18 protein-coding genes are annotated in these 17,976 nt (G+C 63.2%); 8 read left to right on the top strand and 10 right to left on the bottom strand.

Features of this window, described 5'->3' with window-relative positions; translation table 11 throughout:
• Positions 1-224 precede the first annotated feature (224 nt).
• From E3O67_RS10390 to E3O67_RS10360, 7 genes are all read right to left on the bottom strand, one after another.
• Positions 225-1,316, bottom strand: a complete 1,092-nt coding sequence (locus E3O67_RS10390; protein WP_167726583.1) for a pentapeptide repeat-containing protein — start codon at positions 1,314-1,316, stop codon at positions 225-227.
• Between the two features lie 29 nt (positions 1,317-1,345).
• A complete protein-coding gene (locus tag E3O67_RS10385) occupies positions 1,346-1,564 on the bottom strand; it encodes a hypothetical protein (protein WP_135102657.1) in 219 nt (72 codons plus the stop codon).
• Positions 1,565-1,699: 135 nt separating this feature from the next.
• Positions 1,700-3,616, bottom strand: a complete 1,917-nt coding sequence (locus tag E3O67_RS10380; protein ID WP_241982113.1) for a hypothetical protein — start codon at positions 3,614-3,616, stop codon at positions 1,700-1,702.
• Positions 3,617-4,211: 595 nt separating this feature from the next.
• The gene (locus E3O67_RS10375) at positions 4,212-5,330 is read right to left on the bottom strand and encodes a M23 family metallopeptidase (RefSeq protein ID WP_135102655.1); all 1,119 of its coding nucleotides are present in this window, start codon (positions 5,328-5,330) and stop codon (positions 4,212-4,214) included.
• A 6-nt stretch (positions 5,331-5,336) separates the two neighbouring features.
• Complete coding sequence (locus E3O67_RS10370) at positions 5,337-5,615, bottom strand: hypothetical protein (RefSeq protein WP_135102654.1); 279 nt, start codon at positions 5,613-5,615, stop codon at positions 5,337-5,339.
• A 224-nt stretch (positions 5,616-5,839) separates the two neighbouring features.
• Complete coding sequence (locus tag E3O67_RS10365) at positions 5,840-7,141, bottom strand: ATPase (RefSeq protein WP_135102653.1); 1,302 nt, start codon at positions 7,139-7,141, stop codon at positions 5,840-5,842.
• Positions 7,142-7,162: 21 nt separating this feature from the next.
• Entirely contained in the window at positions 7,163-7,405 is a 243-nt protein-coding gene (locus E3O67_RS10360) for a helix-turn-helix domain-containing protein (RefSeq protein WP_196904528.1), read from the bottom strand.
• Between the two features lie 176 nt (positions 7,406-7,581).
• Between E3O67_RS10360 and E3O67_RS10355 the strand changes: the two genes are divergently transcribed.
• Genes E3O67_RS10355 through E3O67_RS10315 form a run of 8 tightly spaced genes read left to right on the top strand, consistent with a single transcriptional unit; the run spans position 7,582 to position 16,285 of the window.
• Positions 7,582-8,181: a DUF6668 family protein gene (locus E3O67_RS10355; protein ID WP_135102652.1), complete on the top strand. Its 600-nt coding sequence runs from the start codon at positions 7,582-7,584 to the stop codon at positions 8,179-8,181.
• A 15-nt stretch (positions 8,182-8,196) separates the two neighbouring features.
• The gene (locus E3O67_RS10350) at positions 8,197-8,496 is read left to right on the top strand and encodes a hypothetical protein (protein ID WP_135102651.1); all 300 of its coding nucleotides are present in this window, start codon (positions 8,197-8,199) and stop codon (positions 8,494-8,496) included.
• Positions 8,497-8,529: 33 nt separating this feature from the next.
• Entirely contained in the window at positions 8,530-9,264 is a 735-nt protein-coding gene (locus tag E3O67_RS10345) for a hypothetical protein (RefSeq protein WP_135102650.1), read from the top strand.
• Positions 9,265-9,314: 50 nt separating this feature from the next.
• Positions 9,315-10,778, top strand: coding sequence for a hypothetical protein (locus tag E3O67_RS10340; RefSeq protein WP_241982111.1), 1,464 nt, complete (start codon positions 9,315-9,317; stop codon positions 10,776-10,778).
• 9 nt (positions 10,779-10,787) lie between these two features.
• Positions 10,788-12,284, top strand: a complete 1,497-nt coding sequence (locus E3O67_RS10335; protein WP_174776819.1) for an SCO6880 family protein — start codon at positions 10,788-10,790, stop codon at positions 12,282-12,284.
• Positions 12,284-14,011 carry an ATP/GTP-binding protein gene (locus E3O67_RS17210; protein ID WP_370260417.1) on the top strand — a complete coding sequence of 576 codons (1,728 nt, stop codon included), beginning with the start codon at positions 12,284-12,286 and terminating at the stop codon, positions 14,009-14,011. Before E3O67_RS10335 ends, E3O67_RS17210 begins: the two co-directional genes overlap by 1 nt.
• Positions 14,008-15,822: a type IV secretory system conjugative DNA transfer family protein gene (locus E3O67_RS10320; RefSeq protein ID WP_241982109.1), complete on the top strand. Its 1,815-nt coding sequence runs from the start codon at positions 14,008-14,010 to the stop codon at positions 15,820-15,822. Before E3O67_RS17210 ends, E3O67_RS10320 begins: the two co-directional genes overlap by 4 nt.
• On the top strand, positions 15,815-16,285 hold the full coding sequence (locus E3O67_RS10315; protein WP_241982107.1) for a DUF4913 domain-containing protein: 471 nt from the start codon (positions 15,815-15,817) through the stop codon (positions 16,283-16,285). The genes E3O67_RS10320 and E3O67_RS10315 overlap by 8 nt, the downstream gene beginning before the upstream one ends.
• Before the next feature lie 67 nt (positions 16,286-16,352).
• On the opposite strand, the gene E3O67_RS10310 is transcribed toward E3O67_RS10315, so the two are convergent.
• From E3O67_RS10310 to E3O67_RS10300, 3 genes are all read right to left on the bottom strand, one after another.
• Positions 16,353-16,559, bottom strand: a complete 207-nt coding sequence (locus E3O67_RS10310; protein WP_167726581.1) for a sigma factor-like helix-turn-helix DNA-binding protein — start codon at positions 16,557-16,559, stop codon at positions 16,353-16,355.
• Between the two features lie 63 nt (positions 16,560-16,622).
• Positions 16,623-16,772 (bottom strand): RNA polymerase sigma factor, encoded by a 150-nt coding sequence (locus E3O67_RS17840; protein WP_135102646.1) that lies wholly within the window; start codon positions 16,770-16,772, stop codon positions 16,623-16,625.
• 93 nt (positions 16,773-16,865) lie between these two features.
• Positions 16,866-17,183 carry a hypothetical protein gene (locus E3O67_RS10300; RefSeq protein WP_135102645.1) on the bottom strand — a complete coding sequence of 106 codons (318 nt, stop codon included), beginning with the start codon at positions 17,181-17,183 and terminating at the stop codon, positions 16,866-16,868.
• Positions 17,184-17,976: the final 793 nt, after the last annotated feature.

Raw genomic sequence — 17,976 nt, 5'->3', positions numbered from 1 at the left:
CTCATGGACGAACTCGCGGATCTCCGCCGCGTTGAACCCCGGGCTGATCGACATTCCCTTGCCTCCTACTGCTTGTGAAGTGACTCACAAGCAGCTTGACGCAGAGGGTATGTCGCCAGTTGGTGATAATCCTCGGCTAATCGCTGAGTGATAGTGCGTTGGGCAGGGGCGAGGGTTTCCCTTTCCCCTGCCTGATAGCGTCTACCTTGGGGTTACACAGACTGTCAGCCCTCGCCCTGGCCCTTCGAAACAGCGGATGGAGTGAACCCGACCGGCCATTCTGTGGCTAGGGACCATTTCTTCGCTTTCTCGAACTCAGCGCCCTCCCAATTCCGGGTACCGAATAGGTTTGTTTCGGTCAAGTCTGACCGCATGAAGCCAGCCCCTTCAAGGTCAGCGCCATGTAAGTCTGCCTGTCTAAGGTTCGCCCATTCCAGATTGGCGTTGACGAGAATCGAGTCAGAGAATCGCGCGTTGGCCAGGTCAGCGCTACCGAAAAAAGCACCTGTCAGATTCGCCCGGCTGAAATCTGCCCAACTCAGGTGTGCGCTGTTGAAATTGATATCCACGAGGTGAGCCTCTCGCAGGTCTACGTCGGTCGCAGTGACTTCGTCCATCATTGCGAACGCAAGGACCGCTGTGCGCAGGCGCGCACCGGGGAGATACGCCCCCGACAGAATCACGTGCGGCAACGACGCCCCGTTCGGAAACTGCATTGGCCCGATATTTGCACCGGTGAGGTCGATGGACGACCGGTAGATAGCCGGCTCCATGGCTCGGCGGGTGAGCACCGTTAATGCGGCGGCGACGTCCAACGGGGCAACGAAATCATCCAGTTCACCGCTGCTCTCGATGTGGGCGATTTCACCTGCTGCTCGTGGTGCATCTGCCCGTATAAAGGCAGCCAAGACGTCTTCCACAGTTTCACGGTCACCCTCAGAATCCCTTGCGACGCGCTCCAGCGCGTAGACACCGCCGAGCCGGATCGTGAGTTTGTCGGAACCCAGCTGACCTACCGCGGCCGTATACCTGTCCGTGTAGTTGGAGTCCTGTTGGAGCTTATTCGTCGCCGTCTCGATCATGTGCCGCTGATGCGTGTAGAAAATTCCGATGAGAGCCAATACTCCTCCACCGAGAAAGACGACGGACTGCCGAACCCCCGCGACGGCGGCAATTCTGTCCGAATTGGTCAACTCCGGCGTTCGGTCAACCCACCATTCGGGGACAAACGCGACCGCCGATAGGAACGTCCCCATACTGAGAATGATCAGAACCAATGTGACCCAAATAGGGAGATTCGTCGAAGGACGGGTCATCTTCTTCTGGGACGACCGCATTTGGGGCCTCATACCCCCATGCGCTTCTCGGCTGCCTTAATCGCGACGTTCCGTGCAGCTTCAACCTCTATCGAATTCTGTCGCATCTGCTTCGCGATTACGTCACGCTTCGCTTGGGCACCCTTCCTCTCCATGGGGAACCCGAGAAGCAACCCAGTAAAAACGATAAATGCGTAGATACCAGCGCCGATAGCGCCGATGACTATCCCCCCGAATAAGAACTCCATGCGGGAAGCCTAGCGCCACGCAACCAACACGCTTGGTGAAAAAGCCCAGACTATGCGTAATTTTCCCCCTAAAAGAGGGGTCAAGAACTTGACCAGGACCAAGGCGCGGGACGAGCACGAGCACGACGCTGCCGGCTATGCCGCCTCGCCCACGTACTGCCAACGATTCTCAGGGTTGAGCAGACCCGCACTGACCAGCTCGAGCGCAGAGCGGTGATCGGCCAGATTCGTGCTGGCCCGCGGATACCGCGGCCACACCCGTTCCCCTGGTGTGCTCGCCTCAAACAAGGGCCGGCTCGACACATGCGGGCGCCGCGGCCGGGACCGGGGCGTGGACATCATGGTGGTCAGCTCGGCTTGCCACCACGCCCACACCTCCCGCTCGATCCGATACCGCTCCGCTCGAGCAACCAGGGTTCCCAAAACGCCGAGCTGCAGGGCTGCCTGGTTCCGGAGATCTTGCTTCGACCTCGCCCAACCGTCACGGTGACCGACCAGGAGCTTGTGACCACGCAGACGACTGAGGATCGTGGCGGTGTGCCGGGCAGTAACGCCGAGGAGGAGAGCTGCAGTGTCGATGGTGACGGACGGGTGCTGGCGCAGTAGAGCGTAGAGCTTGCCGGCGAGGTGTCCCAGGCCGCGGCGGGTGAAGAGGTCGTGGCGTTGGTCGGTGAGTTGTTCCTCGAGCAGGGCGACGAGATGCGTCCGGGTGTTAAAGAGCTCAGCTGCAGAGCGACCTGGAGACGACGAGATTTCCTGCGGGGGGCGGGGGTTATTAAATGGTTGTGACCGGACTGTACTGGGACCTGTGGATAACGTGGAGGCTAGGCGCCATTCGGCTGCGTTGCCGTCGTCAGACGCACTGACCCGTTCGACGTACCCGGCCTCGGCGAGGGCGGTGAGGGCGTCGGCTGCGGTGGTGCGGCCGAGGCCCCCCATGGGGCCGAGGTCGCGGATGGCGGCGGCGACGGTGCGCTTGCCGGTCTGCAGGGTGAGGTAGGCCAGTGCTCGGAGAATGGTCTGCTGGTTCGAGGACGCTTCGGTGCGGCCCCACCGGCCGGGGCTGACCCGGAAGCGGGTGAGGAGGGCTTCGACGTCGGTCACGATGGCGTCCAGCTCCGACAGGTCCTGCGGCTCCCGCACCGCGGGCAGCGGGCGCTGGAGGGCGGCGTACTGCTGGGCTTTGTCCCACTGCCGGCTAAGCCGGGCCCGGGCCTCGGTCTTGCTGCGGGGGCGGCGGTCGCCGCGGCCGGTGTTCTTCGTCCGGAAGTGCTCCAAACCCGGGGCGGTCTTGATGGCGTGCTCGACGTCGACGAGCTGCCAGCCGGCGTTCGCTGCCGCGAGCAGGCACATGAACCCGGTCCAGCTCGGGTTGCTGCCCCCGTCGATGGTGGCCATGTGGGCGGTGCCGGCCGTGCTGAGGCGCCGGTGCGCCTGGTGACGCGCGGTGACGGGGCCCGACGGTGCGCTGTCGTCCGCGCGGAGGGACGGTTTCCGCGCCTCGAGCACCGCGGCCAGGGCGGCGAGGTCGGCGGTCGTGGTCGACGGGGTGATCAAGCTGTTCAGGTTGCCACGGAGGACCGTGGACTGGCTGCCGTCCCGGTGGGGGGACAGCGGCGGCCGCGCGGCACCGGTGACAGCGTTGAGGAGCATGCCGTGGTCCAGGCGGCGGAAGTTCGCCCGGGCAGCACTGGCCACGGGGGCGACGGCGAGTTTCGGGGCGCCGCCCTGGAGGGCGAGCCAGATGTGGCGGCCGCCCGTCCCAGAGGACTGGCACACGACGTGCTCAATCGCGAGAGCATCCAGTGTGCGGGAGAGGACGTCGCACTCGTCGACGGCTTCCTCCATCAGCTCGGCATCGACACCGTGCTTGTCCTTACCGTCAAAGTCAAAGCAGAGAACCCGGAACAAGCCGGTCTCATCGGCCAGGTTCATCGCCCACGGCGTTGTGGGTTCAGTAGGTCCGACCCTGTGGATCAGGGGGTAACTGTTCTCGTCCACCCGCCCGTAGGCGTCGCGCTTCATCACACGGACCTGGTCGCGCGGACTCATTCGGCGCGTCAAGTCCCACGCTGTCCACCTTTTGGACGACACGCCGGAAGTATTCTGGCTCGGTTTGCCATCGCAAACGTAGCTATGAAGTACTATGAGGCCATCACCTTCCTTCGGCTGGTGGTACGGCGAAGGCCCGGTACAACCGGATCTTCACTGGATTAGCTCGAACCTCACGCCGGCAAGCTAAGAGGGTTTGAGCTACGAAACTTCTAAGGCCCGTCGCGAAAGCGGCGGGTCTTTTCGTTTATGCGACGGTGGAGATAGGCAGCTCCTCATCGTCAGCACGGTTAGATTTGGGCGCTAGATCCGGAAGTCCGACCTCGCGTGCTAGAACGGCCGAGATGTACTCCCCATAGGGCATGTCAGCTGCGTCAGCCAATTCGCGCACTCGGTCGCCAACAAGTCGAGCGGGGCGAACTTTGAACGCGTCGCGGTCGCCCTTACTCGGGCGTCCTCCACTGGGGATTTTGTTTCCGGCCATGGATTTATCTTGGCGTAAGGTTCCAGGAACCAGTTCATTCTGGGCGGTGTGTCGGGATCCAAACGCACTTCGTGGCCGTGATCCGGGGGGGGGTAGGCAGGGACGTGTAAGTCATTCGGAGTAGTCCCTCGAACATGTTTCGTCACACAGGGTCTGACCGAAGAAGGCGTAGAAGGTTTCGGGGTCGATCCAGCCGGGGGCGAGCGGGTCGTTTGCGAGTCCCGCAAGCTCCGCGTTTGTGGTTCCTGTGGCGTTCACCCGGATATCGAGGTGGCAGCCGGTGCTGGGCGCTTCGTTGCCGATGAGGGTGATCGTCTGTCCAGTGGTGACCTGGTCACCCTTGCTTACGAGTCGATCAGTTGCGTAGCTGTGAAGGTAGGAGACTGTGTAGCCCTCTGGGCTTTTGACAGAGAGCGTGAGTCGATCGGAGACCACTACCGTGCCGGGCTGGATTGCGTAGACCGGGGCCCCGCAGGCCCCTGTGAGGTCGTCGGCAGGGTGGTGGGAGCTGGCGCCGGCAACGGGCGAGACGCGGGGGCCGAAGTTGTCGCTCATGTTGAAGGGCTGTGCGAGCGGGAGGCCTATGGGGCCGTCGAAGCAGCCTGGAGCGGGATTCGCTGCGGTAGTCGTGTTGGTGCCAGTGGTGTCGCCATTGAGCGCCGCGGTGACCTGTCCGGCTCCGTCCCAGTACGTGGTGTAGAAGTACGGGTCCGCGTTGCGCTGGACGGCATGGGCCGCGAGTGTGGGGTCGATCGTTTCCCAGTTCTCGACGTTGGGGAGCCGCTGAAAGAACGTTGTGGCCGACGTGAACGGGTCAAGACGTTCCTCGGTTGTTCCCCAGCTGCTCTGCTGCTGGAAGGGACCGATGGAGTCGGCTATGGAGCCGTCTGGGTTGATGGCGTTATCGCCGTAGGTCAGCGATTGCAGGCTCGATTCGCCCATGGCCGTCATGACGCCGAGCTGCTGCGCTCGCGCGCTGAGGCCGAGCTGCTGGGCGGCGTTCATGATGCCTGCGGCGACCAGGAGCTGCGCTTGGTTGTAGCCGGCGATGGGTCCTTGAGGCACCTGTGAAACGTCAACCGTCGAGGCGGTGCCGGTGCCGGTGCCGCACACGGCCGCGGCGTTGCCGCTTTGGCTCCCGGTGAGCAGAAGAATGAAGCCGAAGAACCCAGCGACGACCAAGACCGGTACCAGCAGAAACGCGATTGCAGGAGAAGCATTTTGCGACATGCTGAGCTACCTCGCGGGGGGTGTGATTCGGTCCGCCAACCACGGGTCCGTAGGAGCTTGCCGGGTGAGGGAGACGACATACGGCCCGATATTCGTGGGGACCGTGACGAGGAGCGCGTATTCGCTCGCCCCGTCGACGGCCGATCCCGCCCCCGTGATTTCGCTCACGGGCACTTTGGCGGGATTGGTGTTGGCATAGGCAGCACCTCCCGACTGGGTTAGGTAGGGGTAGAGGCCGTTGATCCACGTCGTTTCGTCAACGTCGGGGCGAGCGAACGCGGTCATCAGCTTCTCTGCGACAGTCACCGCGGCCGCGGTGCTCGCTTCATCAGCTGGGGTGGCCGTAGCAATGTCGAGGCCATCGTCCAGGCCGTCTGTCGGTGCCGACGCGGTTGGAGCCGCGCTCGAGGTCGATGCGGCGGTGGGTGCCGGTGTGACAGCGTTCTGTGCTGAGCACGCGGAGAGCCCAGCAATGGTTACCGTGGCGGCAAGGAGGGCGGCTACGGCCCTCACAGACCCTCCGCGACGGCTGCTGCTGCTGCGAGCCAGGCCCGCTGTGTTGCTCGGTTGAGAGCGTCGTAGCGGATCTTTCCGCTGTGCAGTGCGTCGTCGTAGGGAATGGTGACAGCGCGCCGAGCGAGCCCTGTGAAGCCGTCTGCGATTGCCTGCGCTCCGTTGCCTGTTTTCTCGGACTGGGAGACAATAACAACCGCGTTGGCTGCGAGCTGCGCAGAACGCTCGTCGCGCTGCGCGAGGGCTTCAAGCAACAGGGCGCCGGCCTCGGCGTGCTCTCCGAGCGCGGTGGTGGCGATGACGAGCTGATGGGTCTGGTCGATCATCTGTTGCCAGCGCTGCGCGGATTCGTCGTTGCCGGAGTCAACGAAAACGAGACGGAAGTACTTGCTGGCAACCCGGTGCAGCGACGTGAACTCCGCTCGGGTGATCTTCTGATCCGCCGATAGGGCGATGGGGTTCGATCGGAGCACGTCGTACTTGTCTCCGGTCTGGTGGTGCACGTAGTGCGCCAGGTCTGACGACTGGGCTCCCGGTGACAACAGGCGCTCGGTCTGTGGCAGCAGGTCCTGCACGGTGGAATCGTGGCCACCTTGTTCCGTGCGCCAGCCGAGCGTCCCGCGCGTCTCGTTGTTGTCCCACGCGAGGACCCCTGATCCGCCGTAGCGGGCGAAAACGCCCGCGAGAAGCGCGGTTGTTGGAGTCTTGTTCGCCCCACCCTTGCCGTTGGCCATGGAGATAGTTCGCGGCCCTGCCCAATGCTGGCTGACCAGGTGCACGTCCGCGCGCTCGGCCATCTCTTCGGCGGAGGGGGCGACGTGGATACCGGCACGGCTCAATAGGCCACGCCAGCCTGTGGAAGCGGGTTCCTGGGGAGTCTCCTGAACGAGAAACGATGCTCGTGCAGTGCGACGTTCACTGGTAACAATGGGCTCCACCGCGACTCGACTGGGCGTCAGAGGCAGGCGGGGCGGCTGTGCGGAGGCTGGGGCAGGTTCGGTCACGGTTTGGGCGGGGGTGGTGCCGTGGTCGCTATAGACGAACTCGCCCACTGCCTCGACTTTTCCGTTTGGGTGGACGTGCAGTCTGCCTTGGCCCAGTTCGTCGTCCGTGACGAGGAGCACAGGACGCCCGTGGATGCGGGCGCGACCGGTCACTTGATTGAGGATCTGGCTACGAACATTGGCATCGTCTGTTCCGGTGACGTCGTGTTTCACGCCGTCGACGTCGAGCACGCCGGTCGAATCGGCCCGCACAGTCGCATAGACGGTGGGCTGGTCTGATTCGTGCTGAGCCATGGTCGGCCTTTCACTTCTGGGTTAGTCGGTGATGTTGTTGCTTCGACGACGGACCCATGCCTTGAAGTCATCGCGGAGGATGACCCAAACTTTGCCGATCTTGATGGCCGGCAGGGGATCGTCGCTTTCTTTGGTGATCAGGTTTCGGATCGTGATGACGGTCACGCCGAACAGTTCAGCCGCTTGCTCCGGCGAGAGTGTCGCTGGCAGGTCCGCGAACATGTCATCGAGTGCAGACACGTCAAATGCTCCAATACGCTTCATATGAGCATTCATAATGCGTAAGTATACGTATAGAACTGTACGGATATTTACAAGCTACTATAGGGGTCATAACATCGCTTCCTATCTGCAGTGTTGGTCGGGTGCGTACGACTAATTATGGCGTGGCATGTCGGGGGGAAAGGGCAGACTTGAAGCTGCGAAACGAAGGAGAACCTGTGTCGGACGCCCAACACCCCTGGCTCGCACGACCGATCGACTGCGAAGAGGCCCTCATCCCGGCCGTTGCAGAGTCCCGAAATTATCTCCGGCCCACGACACCCCAGCCCGGCGTCCCCGAACCCGATATCGGTCACAGGCTCCCGCGCCGCAACGTCAATCGCCCCGCGAACGTGTGGTGGCTTGGCGTTCACGGAGGTGCCGGTGAGAGCACTCTGTCCGTCGCGGTCCCCGGCTCACGGTCGGCCGGGCACGCCTGGCCGATCGCCACTGGTGGGTCGCGGCCGAATGTCATCCTGGTCGCTCGATCAAACGCGAACGGCCTTGAGGCTGCACAACGAGCAGCGACGGAATGGGCCTCTGGATCGCTCCCCACAGTCCGACTGCTGGGCCTCGTCATCATCGCCGACTCACGCGGCAAGCTTCCTAAGACCCTGCGCGACTTGGCGCAGGTCGTCTCGGGCGGAGTCCCGCAGGTCTGGCAAATCCCGTGGGTCGAGGCTTGGCGGCTCGGAGAGCCAGTCACCCTCGACTCTTCCCCCAAAGAAGTCCGAGCGCTGGCCACATCGGTCACCGCCCTGATCGCACCGACCACATAACCAGAAGGAACCACCATGTCATCACTGCTCATCGCGCACGAGGCGCTGTCCACCGTCGCCTCGTTCGTACAGGACATCCCCACGCCGACTGACGGCACCCCTCCTGGAGCTGAACAGTTCCAGCAGGTTATGGGCTGGGTCAAGTGGGTCGCACTGGGTGTCGCCATCATCGGCGTCATGATCATCGGCGCGAAGCTCGCCATCGAAAGTCGTCGTGGCGAGGGGGGCGCAGCACTCGGCTCTCTGGGCACGGCAATGGCCGGTGTCATCGTCATCTCCTCCGCAGCGTCACTCGTCGGTTTCTTCATCAGCTAAGACCGACCCGCCACAGGAATTAGAAGGGGACTCATGTCCGATCAGTCAGAACAAAATCCGTTCCGCAGCCGACGGTTTGTGCTTGCCCTGGTAGTGGTCGGAGTCATCGCAATCTGCGCGGTCTTCGTCCTCATCAGCAATCTCGTCGGAGGCAAGAACGACGCAGCACCAACAACGTCACCCAGCTCGTCGACCTCCGCGACGCCCGCGACGCCCGTCGACAGCGACCCGAGTGCATGCGGGTTGAAGGGTTACGAAGCTACTTCGTCGCTGAACACAGCACCCGAAACGACCTGGGTCCTCGTCGGAACCTCCGCCGCACCCACTGACCCTAAGGGAGCGGGCCCAGGCGTCACCGACTCATCTGGGTTCCGCAGCTGCTACGCGCACACCGCAACAGGTGCGCTATTCGCCGCTGCCAACTACGTTGCACTCGGCACAGACGCCACGATGTACGAGAAGCAGACTTCCCTAATAGCGCCGGGAGCCGGCCGCGAAGCGGCGAAAAAGTCACTCGCGGGAGGGAACAACAAACCGTCCGGTGTCCGCGCCCAAATCGCGGGATTCACCATCACCTCGTACGACTCCCAAAACGCAACCGTTGACCTAGTGCTCAACTTCAGTGACGGGCAGCTCGCAAGCGGACCAGTCAAGCTGCTCTGGGTGGAGGGCGATTGGAAGGTTGTTCTGCTAGATGACGGAACAATGCCAATTGCACCCGCCGGGCTCGAGAATCTAGGGGGCTACACCCCCTGGGCGGGCGCTTAATGTGCTCAATCGGCGACGCGGCTTGCCTAGTCAAATCGGGCGTCGGCGCCGTGGCCGCTGGTGCAGCTCAGGATGCGCTGAAGCAGCTCGTCGACAACGTCATAGATGGTGTTGGCAATTCCGTCGTTGCCCTGGGCTCTCTCTGGGTGGCGCTTCCCACTCCCAACCTGACGGGCGACGGCACAGCCCAAATCAATGAATCAGCCGCGGGTGCGCCCGGCTCTGAGGGCTTCACCACGATTCTCGGCTGGGTGGTGTGGATTGCCCTGGCGATCTGCATCATGTCGCTGATTGCCGCGGGCGGGTTGCTGGCGTTGAACCATCGGCGGGGTGAAGCAGGTGCCCACCTGGGGCGCGTCGGGACCATCCTCGGAGCCGTCATTCTTATCTCGGCGTCCGGTGCCATCGTTGCCGCGGTCATCCCAAGTTTTGGTGCTCCGGGAGCGGGCGATGCTGTGGGCTTCATCCAGGATTCGCTCTGGTGGTACGTCGCCGGCTTCGCTGTGCTTTCGGTCATAATCGCCGGCCTTCGAATGGCGTGGACACAGCGCATGCAGCCTGGCAAAGACCTGCTGCAAGCCTTACTCACGCTCATAGTCGTGTCGTCAGCCGGCCTGACAGCTATAGGGCTTGCCGTTGCCGCGGCTGACGGGTTCGCCGTATGGATCCTGGGCGCTGCGAACGATCTCGATTTCCGGACCAACATCACATTGATGCTCGCGGTTACCGCGCAGAGTCCGATTGGGCTTATTGGCCTTCTGATCGTCGGCACCATCACCATTCTCTGCAGCTACGTCCAGATCGCGCTCATGGTGATCCGCGGCGGCATGCTCGTTCTTCTCGCGGGCATCTTCCCCATTTCGGCGAGCTTCACGAACACAGAAACCGGGCGTGCCTGGTTCAAGAAGTGCGTGGGATGGCTCATCGCGTTCATTCTCTACAAGCCCGCGGCGGCAATCGTTTACGCGGCCGCGTTCAAACTCACATCCAGCAACATTTTTGAGGACGACGGCACCGGCTTAGTCAAGATCCTCACCGGGCTTGCGCTGATGATAATGGCGCTTGTCGCTCTCCCCGCCCTGATGCGGTTCGTGGCTCCCATGGTGTCCCAAGTCGGAGGCGGAGGCGGCGGCTCTGGAGTCGCCCTCGCCGCAGCCGCGGGCGGCGCTCTTGCCGGAGTGGCATCGGGTGCAATCAAGAAAGCCAACTCCGGCGGCGGTATGGGTGGTGGCGGTGGCAGCGACTCTTCGAGCAGTGCAACTGGCGCGAAGAAAACCGCTTCGACGACACCCGCATCCAGCGCGGCAGCTGCCTCAGGCGGTAAGGCCGCTGCAGGTGGCGGAGCTTCATCGGCTGGCGGTGCCGCAGCAGGTGGCGGAGCCGCTGCTGCTGGCGGACCAGTAGGGATTGGTTTGGTCGCCGCGCAGAAAGCGGGCGAGGCAGGACAGAAGGCCGCATCGGCGGTCAAGGGTGCAACTGAGGATGCCGCTGGTGGCGGCCCAACGGGAAGCTAAGGAAACACAGTGTCTAACTCAAATATCCGCACATACGGAAACTGGCGACAGCCAACGTCGCCGGGCCTGCTTGGCCTCGGCTCGATCAGCACGGGAGTGCTGCTCTTTGGCCTGATCGCAACGATCATGACCGTGATGGTGTCGGACTTGATGCACGCGATCGGCGTTTTCCTCGCGATGGCCGTCTTCCTATCGACGGTGGCGATCAAGGACAAGCATGGTCAGAGCGTTATCGTCCGTGCCACCAACCGATTGAACTTCATGCGCGCTCGGACGTCGGGAGCGAACGTCTATCGTTCGGGCCCGCTGGGACGCACCAAGTGGGGAACGAACCAGCTTCCCGGACTTGCCGCCCAGTCTCAGCTGAGTGAACATCTTGACTCCTATCAGCGGCCCTTCGCGCTGCTGCACGTCCCTTCCTCGGGTGACTACACGGTGGTGATTGGGACGGAACCTGACGGTGCAGCGCTCGTCGACCAGGAACAGGTCGACGGCTGGGTCGCGGACTGGGGACACTGGCTCGCGAACCTCGGGGACGAGGCAGGTATCGTCGCCGCTGCGGTGACGATCGAGACTGCACCCGATACGGGTACTCGGCTGCGCGGTGAGGTTGCGAGCAATCTCGACCCTGATGCACCCGCATTCGCTCGCGCCATGCTCAACGAGGTTGTAGCCACGTACCCGTCTGGTTCAGCGGCGGTGCGCGCATACGTTTCAGTGACGTTCAGCGCGGCGGCCCGTGCCAACGGCCGGCGTCGTGACGCTGACGAAATGGCGCGCGAGCTTGCATCGCGCCTCCCCGGGATCACACAGGGCCTTTCCGCGACGGGCGCTGGGGCCGCGAGGCCCTTGTCGGCGCAGGAGCTGTGCGAGGTGATCCGCATTGCGTACGATCCCGAAGTGGCGACGCTTATCGACGACGCGCATGCGGCCGGCGAGAGCACCGGCCTGCGGTGGCCCGATGTGGGGCCGTCCGGCCATCAGGCCAACTGGGACTCGTACCGGCACGACAGTGCCCTGTCGGTTACTTGGCAGATGACGGAAGCTCCGCGCGGCATCGTGCAGGCCAACATCTTGACGCGATTCCTCGCGCCTCATCGTGATATTGCCCGGAAGCGCGTCACGTTGTTGTACCGCCCGATCGATGCGGGCCGGGCCGCTGCGATCGTGCAGGCGGACGTGCGAGCTGCAAGCTTCAACGAGACGTCGAGCGATCGTCCTTCGGCCCGTGCGGTCGTCGGGACGCGTGCGGCCTTGGCTACGGCTCAGGAAGAAGCGTCCGGGGCTGGGCTGGTGAACTTCGGAATGCTCGCTACCGCGACGGTGATGGATGTCGACCGCCTCGCGGACGCACGCGCCGCGATGGACAACCTCTCTGCGACTGCCCGACTGCGATTGCGAGTCGTCACGGGCGGCCAGGATTCCGCGTTCGCGGCGGCATTGCCGCTCGGTCTGGTCCTACCCAAACACCTGAAACTGCCCGCCGAATTGCGGGGGAATTTCTGATGGCTAGCTGGTTCAAGAAGCTCGCTAAGTCGCCCTTGGCGATTGATCGGGCAGCGGCCAAGGCGGCAGCTGCAATCCCCGCGAAGGTGATTCCTCGGCGGCCTCCGCCTCGTGGCTGGATGGGTCGCGGCGGCGGCGAAACGATGGTGATCTCGGTCGCCCCGGAGTGGCGCGGCACAACCGTGCAAGTTTGCGGGCTGTGGCCGTATGGAGTCGGCACGGGTGCCCCGATGATCGGTGTTCCGCTGGGGCGGCACTTGATCAATCGCGGGACCGTTTGCTGCGACCCAATCTCATGGTTTCAGCGCGCGAACCTCATATCGAACCCCTCGGCGTTCGTTCTCGGCAAGCCCGGTCTGGGGAAGTCGACGATCATCCGCCGGATGGCGACCGGCCTAGCCGGCTACGGGGTGCAGCCCCTGGTGCTTGGCGATTTGAAGCCCGACTACGTGGATCTCATTCGAGAGATGAAGGGGCAGGTCATCACCCTCGGCCGCGGCCGCGGGTATCTGAACATTCTCGATCCCGGAGAAGCGGGCGAGGCTGCAGGGCTGCTCCGAGCGGCCGCTGACCTTGAACGCGCAGCGATCAAGGAAGAGGAAGCGGAGCTGACGCAGCTCCGCAACGTGGCTGTACCTGATGACGTCATCGCAGCTCAGGTCATTCGGGAGCGGAGTGCCAAGCTCGTGGGCTCGCTTCCGATTCACGCCGACAACATCACGCGCAATGAACGCCTTGCGACCCAGGTGCTTCAAGACGCCCACGGGCGTCGACTCACGATGGTGTCAGCTCTGCTGACGATCATGCGCCGCGAGCCGCCGACTGACCGTGAGGAGACAATCATTGACGCTGCGCTGAAACTCCTGGACGCAACGCACGAAGGAATTCCAGTCCTGAAAGACCTTCTCGAGTTGATCCAAGCCGCTCCCGCCGAGCTTCGTTCCGTAGCCCTCGATCGCGGTGACCTCAAGCGGTATCAGGAGATTACAGAGAACCTGGAAGCGTCACTCATCGGCCTCGTCTCCGGCGGTCGGCTGGGAGAGCTTTTCTCCCAGCAGACCACAGTCCGGATGCAGCGTGACCGCCCGGTGGTCTATGACGTGTCCAGCATTGACGACTCGGAAATGGACTTGCAGGCCGCAGTGCTACTGGCGTGCTGGTCGGCGGGTTTTGGAACGGTCAACGTGGCCACCGCTCTCGCCGACGCCGAGCTGGAACCACGGCGGCACTACTTCGTCATCCTCGACGAGCTATGGCGGGCACTCCGCGCCGGCCGTGGCATGGTCGACCGAGTCGATGCCCTGACCCGCCTGAACAGACAGCGAGGCGTCGGCATGGCCATGATTTCGCACACCATGAGCGACCTCATGTCGCTGAGCAACGAGGAAGACCGGATGAAAGCCAAGGGCTTCGTCGAGCGTTCCGGCATGGTCATTTGCGGCGGCCTACCAGCCTCCGAAATGCCCTTGCTCAACAGTGCGATCAACATGTCCGGCGCTGAGCAGGACATGCTTCAAGGCTGGCAGGATCCTCCCGCGTGGGATCCGGTGAGCGGAACAGAAGCCGACCCGCCTGGGCGCGGCAAGTTCCTCATTAAGGTCGGCGGCCGTCCTGGCATCCCCCTCTCGGTCGAACTGACGGAAGCAGAAAAGCACATCAACGACACCAACAAGCTCTGGCACGAGGTATCCCGGACGGGCGTCGTTGATCGCGAGGTGTCGGTGTGAGCCAGACGACAGATCGGCGCAAACAAAACGCCGGAGGTAGCGACGGCGTCCTTATCTGGGTATTCATCGGCGTCATCGTCGTGCTCGGCGGCGGCATGTGGGGCGCGATGGCCCTCGGGTCAAAGATCGACGCGGTGAACCCCGATCTTCCGTCAGATCCTTTCGAGGTCATCTTCGGCACCATGAAGGGCACGTACACGTGGCCGATGGCCGCGACGTGGGTCGCCGTGACCGCAGCCGTTCTCGTGCTGGCATTGGTGATCATCGTGGCCGTCATGGTCGACCGGCGCCGGTCCAAGCGCAGCCGTGTCGACAGCGCAGCCCGTTACATGGGCCGCGGCAAAGACCTCTCGGCCCTCACGACCAAAGGCGCACGCGCCACAGCGCAGCGACTCGGCGTGACCAACTGGTTGGGTATCCCTATCGGAGTCACCGTCGCCGGGCGTCAATGGCTCTACGGCTCTCCTGAGGACATGCACGTGGACATCTGGGGTCCTCGTACGGGCAAGTCGACCAGTCGCGCGATCCCAGCGATTCTGAGCGCACCTGGCGCGGTGCTCACCACGTCAAACAAGCGCGACGTACTCGACGCGACTCGGGACGTGCGATCGGCCAACGGGTCACAGGTGTGGGCGTTCGACCCGCAAGGCATTGCCCGGGAAGAGCCACGTTGGTGGTGGAACCCGCTGTCCTACGTCACGGACGATGTTCGCGCCGCGAAGATGGCCACCCACTTCTCGTCGTCGACAATGAGCGGCGGCGGCAGCGAAAACTCCTCCTACTTCAACCGGGCCGGCGAGAACCTTCTCGCCGGTTTCCTCCTCGCGGCAGCACTGGGCCAGAAGCCGATCACGCAGGTCTTCACCTGGACCACCAAACCGGGCGATCAGGAACCGGTGCGGATCCTCGAAGACCACGGCTATGTCGGCATGGCCGACGCCGTGGCCGGCGAAGTCAATGGTGAGCCGAAACGACGCGACAGCGTCTACGGCACCGCTGCCCAAATGGTCGACTGCTTGAAGATCAACGGCATTGCCCGCTGGGTGACGCCGATCGGCGGCAACGCCGAGGGCGATCGTCGGCCGCAGTTTGACCCCGACGCGTTCGTGCGAAGCCAAGACACCCTCTACAGCCTCTCCAAAGAAGGACAGGGCAGCGCCGGCCCCCTCGTGACAGCGTTGACCGCGATCACGGTCGAGGCCGCTGAGGAGCTAGCGACGACGCAGCCAGGCGGTCGCCTGGCCGTCCCCATGCTCGGTGTCCTCGATGAGGCCGCGAACGTGTGCCGGTGGCGCAACCTGCCGGATCTGTACTCGCACTACGGCTCCCGCGGGATCGTACTCATGACGATCCTGCAGTCCTGGTCACAGGGCGTCGAGGTCTGGGGCCGCGAGGGAATGCGCAAGCTCTGGTCGGCATCCAACGTGAAGGTCTACGGCGGCGGTGTCGCGGAGGCCGAATTCCTCGGTGAGCTCTCCCAGCTCATCGGTGACTTCACCCTCAGAACGGCATCCGTATCGTTCGGCAAGGGACAGCGCTCAACGTCCCTCCAAGCCCGCCGAGAGCACACCTTCGAGGTGTCGGAGCTCACGTCGCTGCCTCGCGGCCGCGCCGTGGTGTTTGCGTCCGGCGCCCCGGCCACTCTGGTGGCTACCGTCCCGTGGATGGACGGTGAGCAAGCCGATGCCGTGCGGGCCTCGATTGCCGCACACGACCCGAGCGGCCAGACACTGCCCGCGCCAGCCGAGCCGGCTCATCCATGGCTGAGTGCCAGCACAGCGATCAAGGATGAGGGGCGCACTGGTGTCTAACGGATACGACGACCTGGACGACGACCTCGACGCCGTCTCCGACGACAAGTCCGGGGAAGAAGCCCCGGCGCCCACCCTGGTTTTCGGGTCCGTCGACGAGTTCGTGCGAGACCAGCTGAGCCAGACCTACCGGCGCGTGGTGGGCCCGTCGAACCGTGCCTCGCGGCGCTGGGCAGCAGAGTGGTGGAGGTCACCCGAAGCCATCGCCCGCCTCGAGGCGCTGTGGCGTTCCTGGGAACATTTGCGGCTCGATGGGGCCACCGGGTCAAGCACTTGGTGGCGCGACCACCTGGACCACCACATGCCGATTCTGATGAGCGCTGATGGGCCATTCGCAGACTCCGAAGATCAGAACAAGCCAGGCGAGCCGTTGCCCTACACAGCTCCTCCGGCGGGCATGTTCCCCGATGTCAGGGCACTGGTTAGCGCAGCTGGGCGGGACTTCAGGAAAGTTGACGGGTAAGCGACAGGCCTCGCGCCGGCGCTCACACCCCGTGTGAGTAAGGGTCGGCCCCTGAGCGGTCCGGTGCTCAGCGCCAGGCATTCATTTCTTTGGCCACGTTGTGGCGGGCCCGCGCTAGTTGGCCCCGCACCGTCGAAACCGGCACCGCGAGTTTGGCGGCGATGACGACATAGCTGGAGGCAGAGAACTCCCGCATCAGCCACGCGCGTCGCTGATTGGCAGGCAAGGCCGCTATGGCAAGAGACAGTGCCTCGCTTTTAAGGAGTGTCTCCACGACTTCGGCAGGACAGCAGTTAATGGGCGCCGGTATGTTGGGGTCGTCGAGCGGGATCAGTGCTCAGCGCGCACGTAACCGGTCGATGCTCTTATTGCGCACGACTCGCATCAACCAATTCTTAATATGGTCGGGATCGTGCACAGAGGCCAGCTTCGTCCAGGCGGTGATGAATGACTCTTGCACCACGTCGTCAGTGGCGCGTCGCCTCATCGGGTAGCGCTGTTCTGGCGACCCGGTGTGTTATCTCGAGACATCGTGGACACTAAATCTCATCACTACGCGGACTACGGGTACCAACAGGGGCTACTCGCCAATGATCGACTTGAGGCTGTCTTTTTCGTTGTAGGTGGGGATGATCACCAAGGCTTCATGCATGGTGGTGCCTTTCTCGTAAATGATCTGACTAGCTTTCGATGTTGGAGGCAAACCCGACGAGGTCGGAGAGGTAGTGCCCGTACGCATCGTCGAAGGCTCCCCCACAGGTGATGCAAACTCTAGAAATCCGGACATATCCACTTCCTGCGGGTTGAGGTAGGCGGTGATCAGAATGTGATCGGTGGGACGGCTGAAGGCACGACCATCTTCGGCTGTCGGCACAGGGCTCACCGTGTCGGCCGGCACCTTACGACCTCCACCGGGATCGCTCAGTGGTCGCCGTTGCTTTCGGTCGTCGCTGCTTCCGTGACCGCGCGTTCCTGACTTCGCCAGGCCCCAGCTGATGAGGTAGCCGACGGTGACGAATGCGACGTACTCACAGGCGCGCTCTGCACCAAAACTCTAGCTATCGTCGCCCATGTCGACGACCGCGACCTCGGCCGCGATCAGGATGGCCGCGAAAATGATGACTCATACGGAGAATTCGCTGGGGCCAAACGAAAGCGTAAGAGGATCGTCTCGAATCGTGCGCGGCGATCTCCGCGACCCAAATGGCGATGACTTCATTTAGGTCGGCTGAGAACCTCAGTTCGCTGCCGCGCGTGGCAGAGTGAGGCAACGCCGGCGGGTGATCGGAATCATTCAACGGATCTCGCACAAGAGTGATCACGGTCATGCGCTNTCACCAGCCGGGTGGATCCGGATTTTGTCGCGATGCCAAGCGCGCGAAGTGCTGTGAAGGTGTTCCAGTGAAAACCGCCGCCGATTTCCATCACTTCGAAACTCTCGTTTCGTTGCTCTACGCAGCCGAGGAGTCCATCAAATTTGCCGACGCGAGGCTCGCGACGTACCAGCCAGCCGTAAGCCGAAACCTGAGTGATTGACATGCAGGGACTGCAGCAATAGTTCGCCGCGTCTTCGTTGGGATCAACAGGAGTCGTGTTCTTGGATGCGCCATCGGTGCTTGGATACAGCCGACTATCAAGCATTTATGCTCCTCGGATCGCTGCGGATAAACCGCTGCCGAGGGCTGGAGCAA

It is taken from the genome of Cryobacterium sp. TMT3-29-2, from assembly GCF_004564305.1.
In the GTDB taxonomy this organism is placed as follows: Bacteria; Actinomycetota; Actinomycetes; order Actinomycetales; family Microbacteriaceae; genus Cryobacterium; species Cryobacterium sinapicolor.
This window is presented reverse-complemented; position numbering and strand designations above follow the sequence as displayed.

Bases quoted from the DNA above. Each gene is read 5' to 3' on its own strand.
- E3O67_RS10390 (WP_167726583.1), bottom strand. From the start codon at position 1,316: ATGACCCGTCCTTCGACGAATCTCCCTATTTGGGTCACATTGGTTCTG.
- E3O67_RS10385 (WP_135102657.1), bottom strand. From the start codon at position 1,564: ATGGAGTTCTTATTCGGGGGGATAGTCATCGGCGCTATCGGCGCTGGT.
- E3O67_RS10380 (WP_241982113.1), bottom strand. From the start codon at position 3,616: ATGAGTCCGCGCGACCAGGTCCGTGTGATGAAGCGCGACGCCTACGGG.
- E3O67_RS10375 (WP_135102655.1), bottom strand. From the start codon at position 5,330: ATGTCGCAAAATGCTTCTCCTGCAATCGCGTTTCTGCTGGTACCGGTC.
- E3O67_RS10370 (WP_135102654.1), bottom strand. From the start codon at position 5,615: ATGACCGCGTTCGCTCGCCCCGACGTTGACGAAACGACGTGGATCAAC.
- E3O67_RS10365 (WP_135102653.1), bottom strand. From the start codon at position 7,141: ATGGCTCAGCACGAATCAGACCAGCCCACCGTCTATGCGACTGTGCGG.
- E3O67_RS10360 (WP_196904528.1), bottom strand. From the start codon at position 7,405: ATGAAGCGTATTGGAGCATTTGACGTGTCTGCACTCGATGACATGTTC.
- E3O67_RS10350 (WP_135102651.1), top strand. From the start codon at position 8,197: ATGTCATCACTGCTCATCGCGCACGAGGCGCTGTCCACCGTCGCCTCG.
- E3O67_RS10345 (WP_135102650.1), top strand. From the start codon at position 8,530: ATGTCCGATCAGTCAGAACAAAATCCGTTCCGCAGCCGACGGTTTGTG.
- E3O67_RS17210 (WP_370260417.1), top strand. From the start codon at position 12,284: ATGGCTAGCTGGTTCAAGAAGCTCGCTAAGTCGCCCTTGGCGATTGAT.
- E3O67_RS17840 (WP_135102646.1), bottom strand. From the start codon at position 16,772: ATGAGGCGACGCGCCACTGACGACGTGGTGCAAGAGTCATTCATCACC.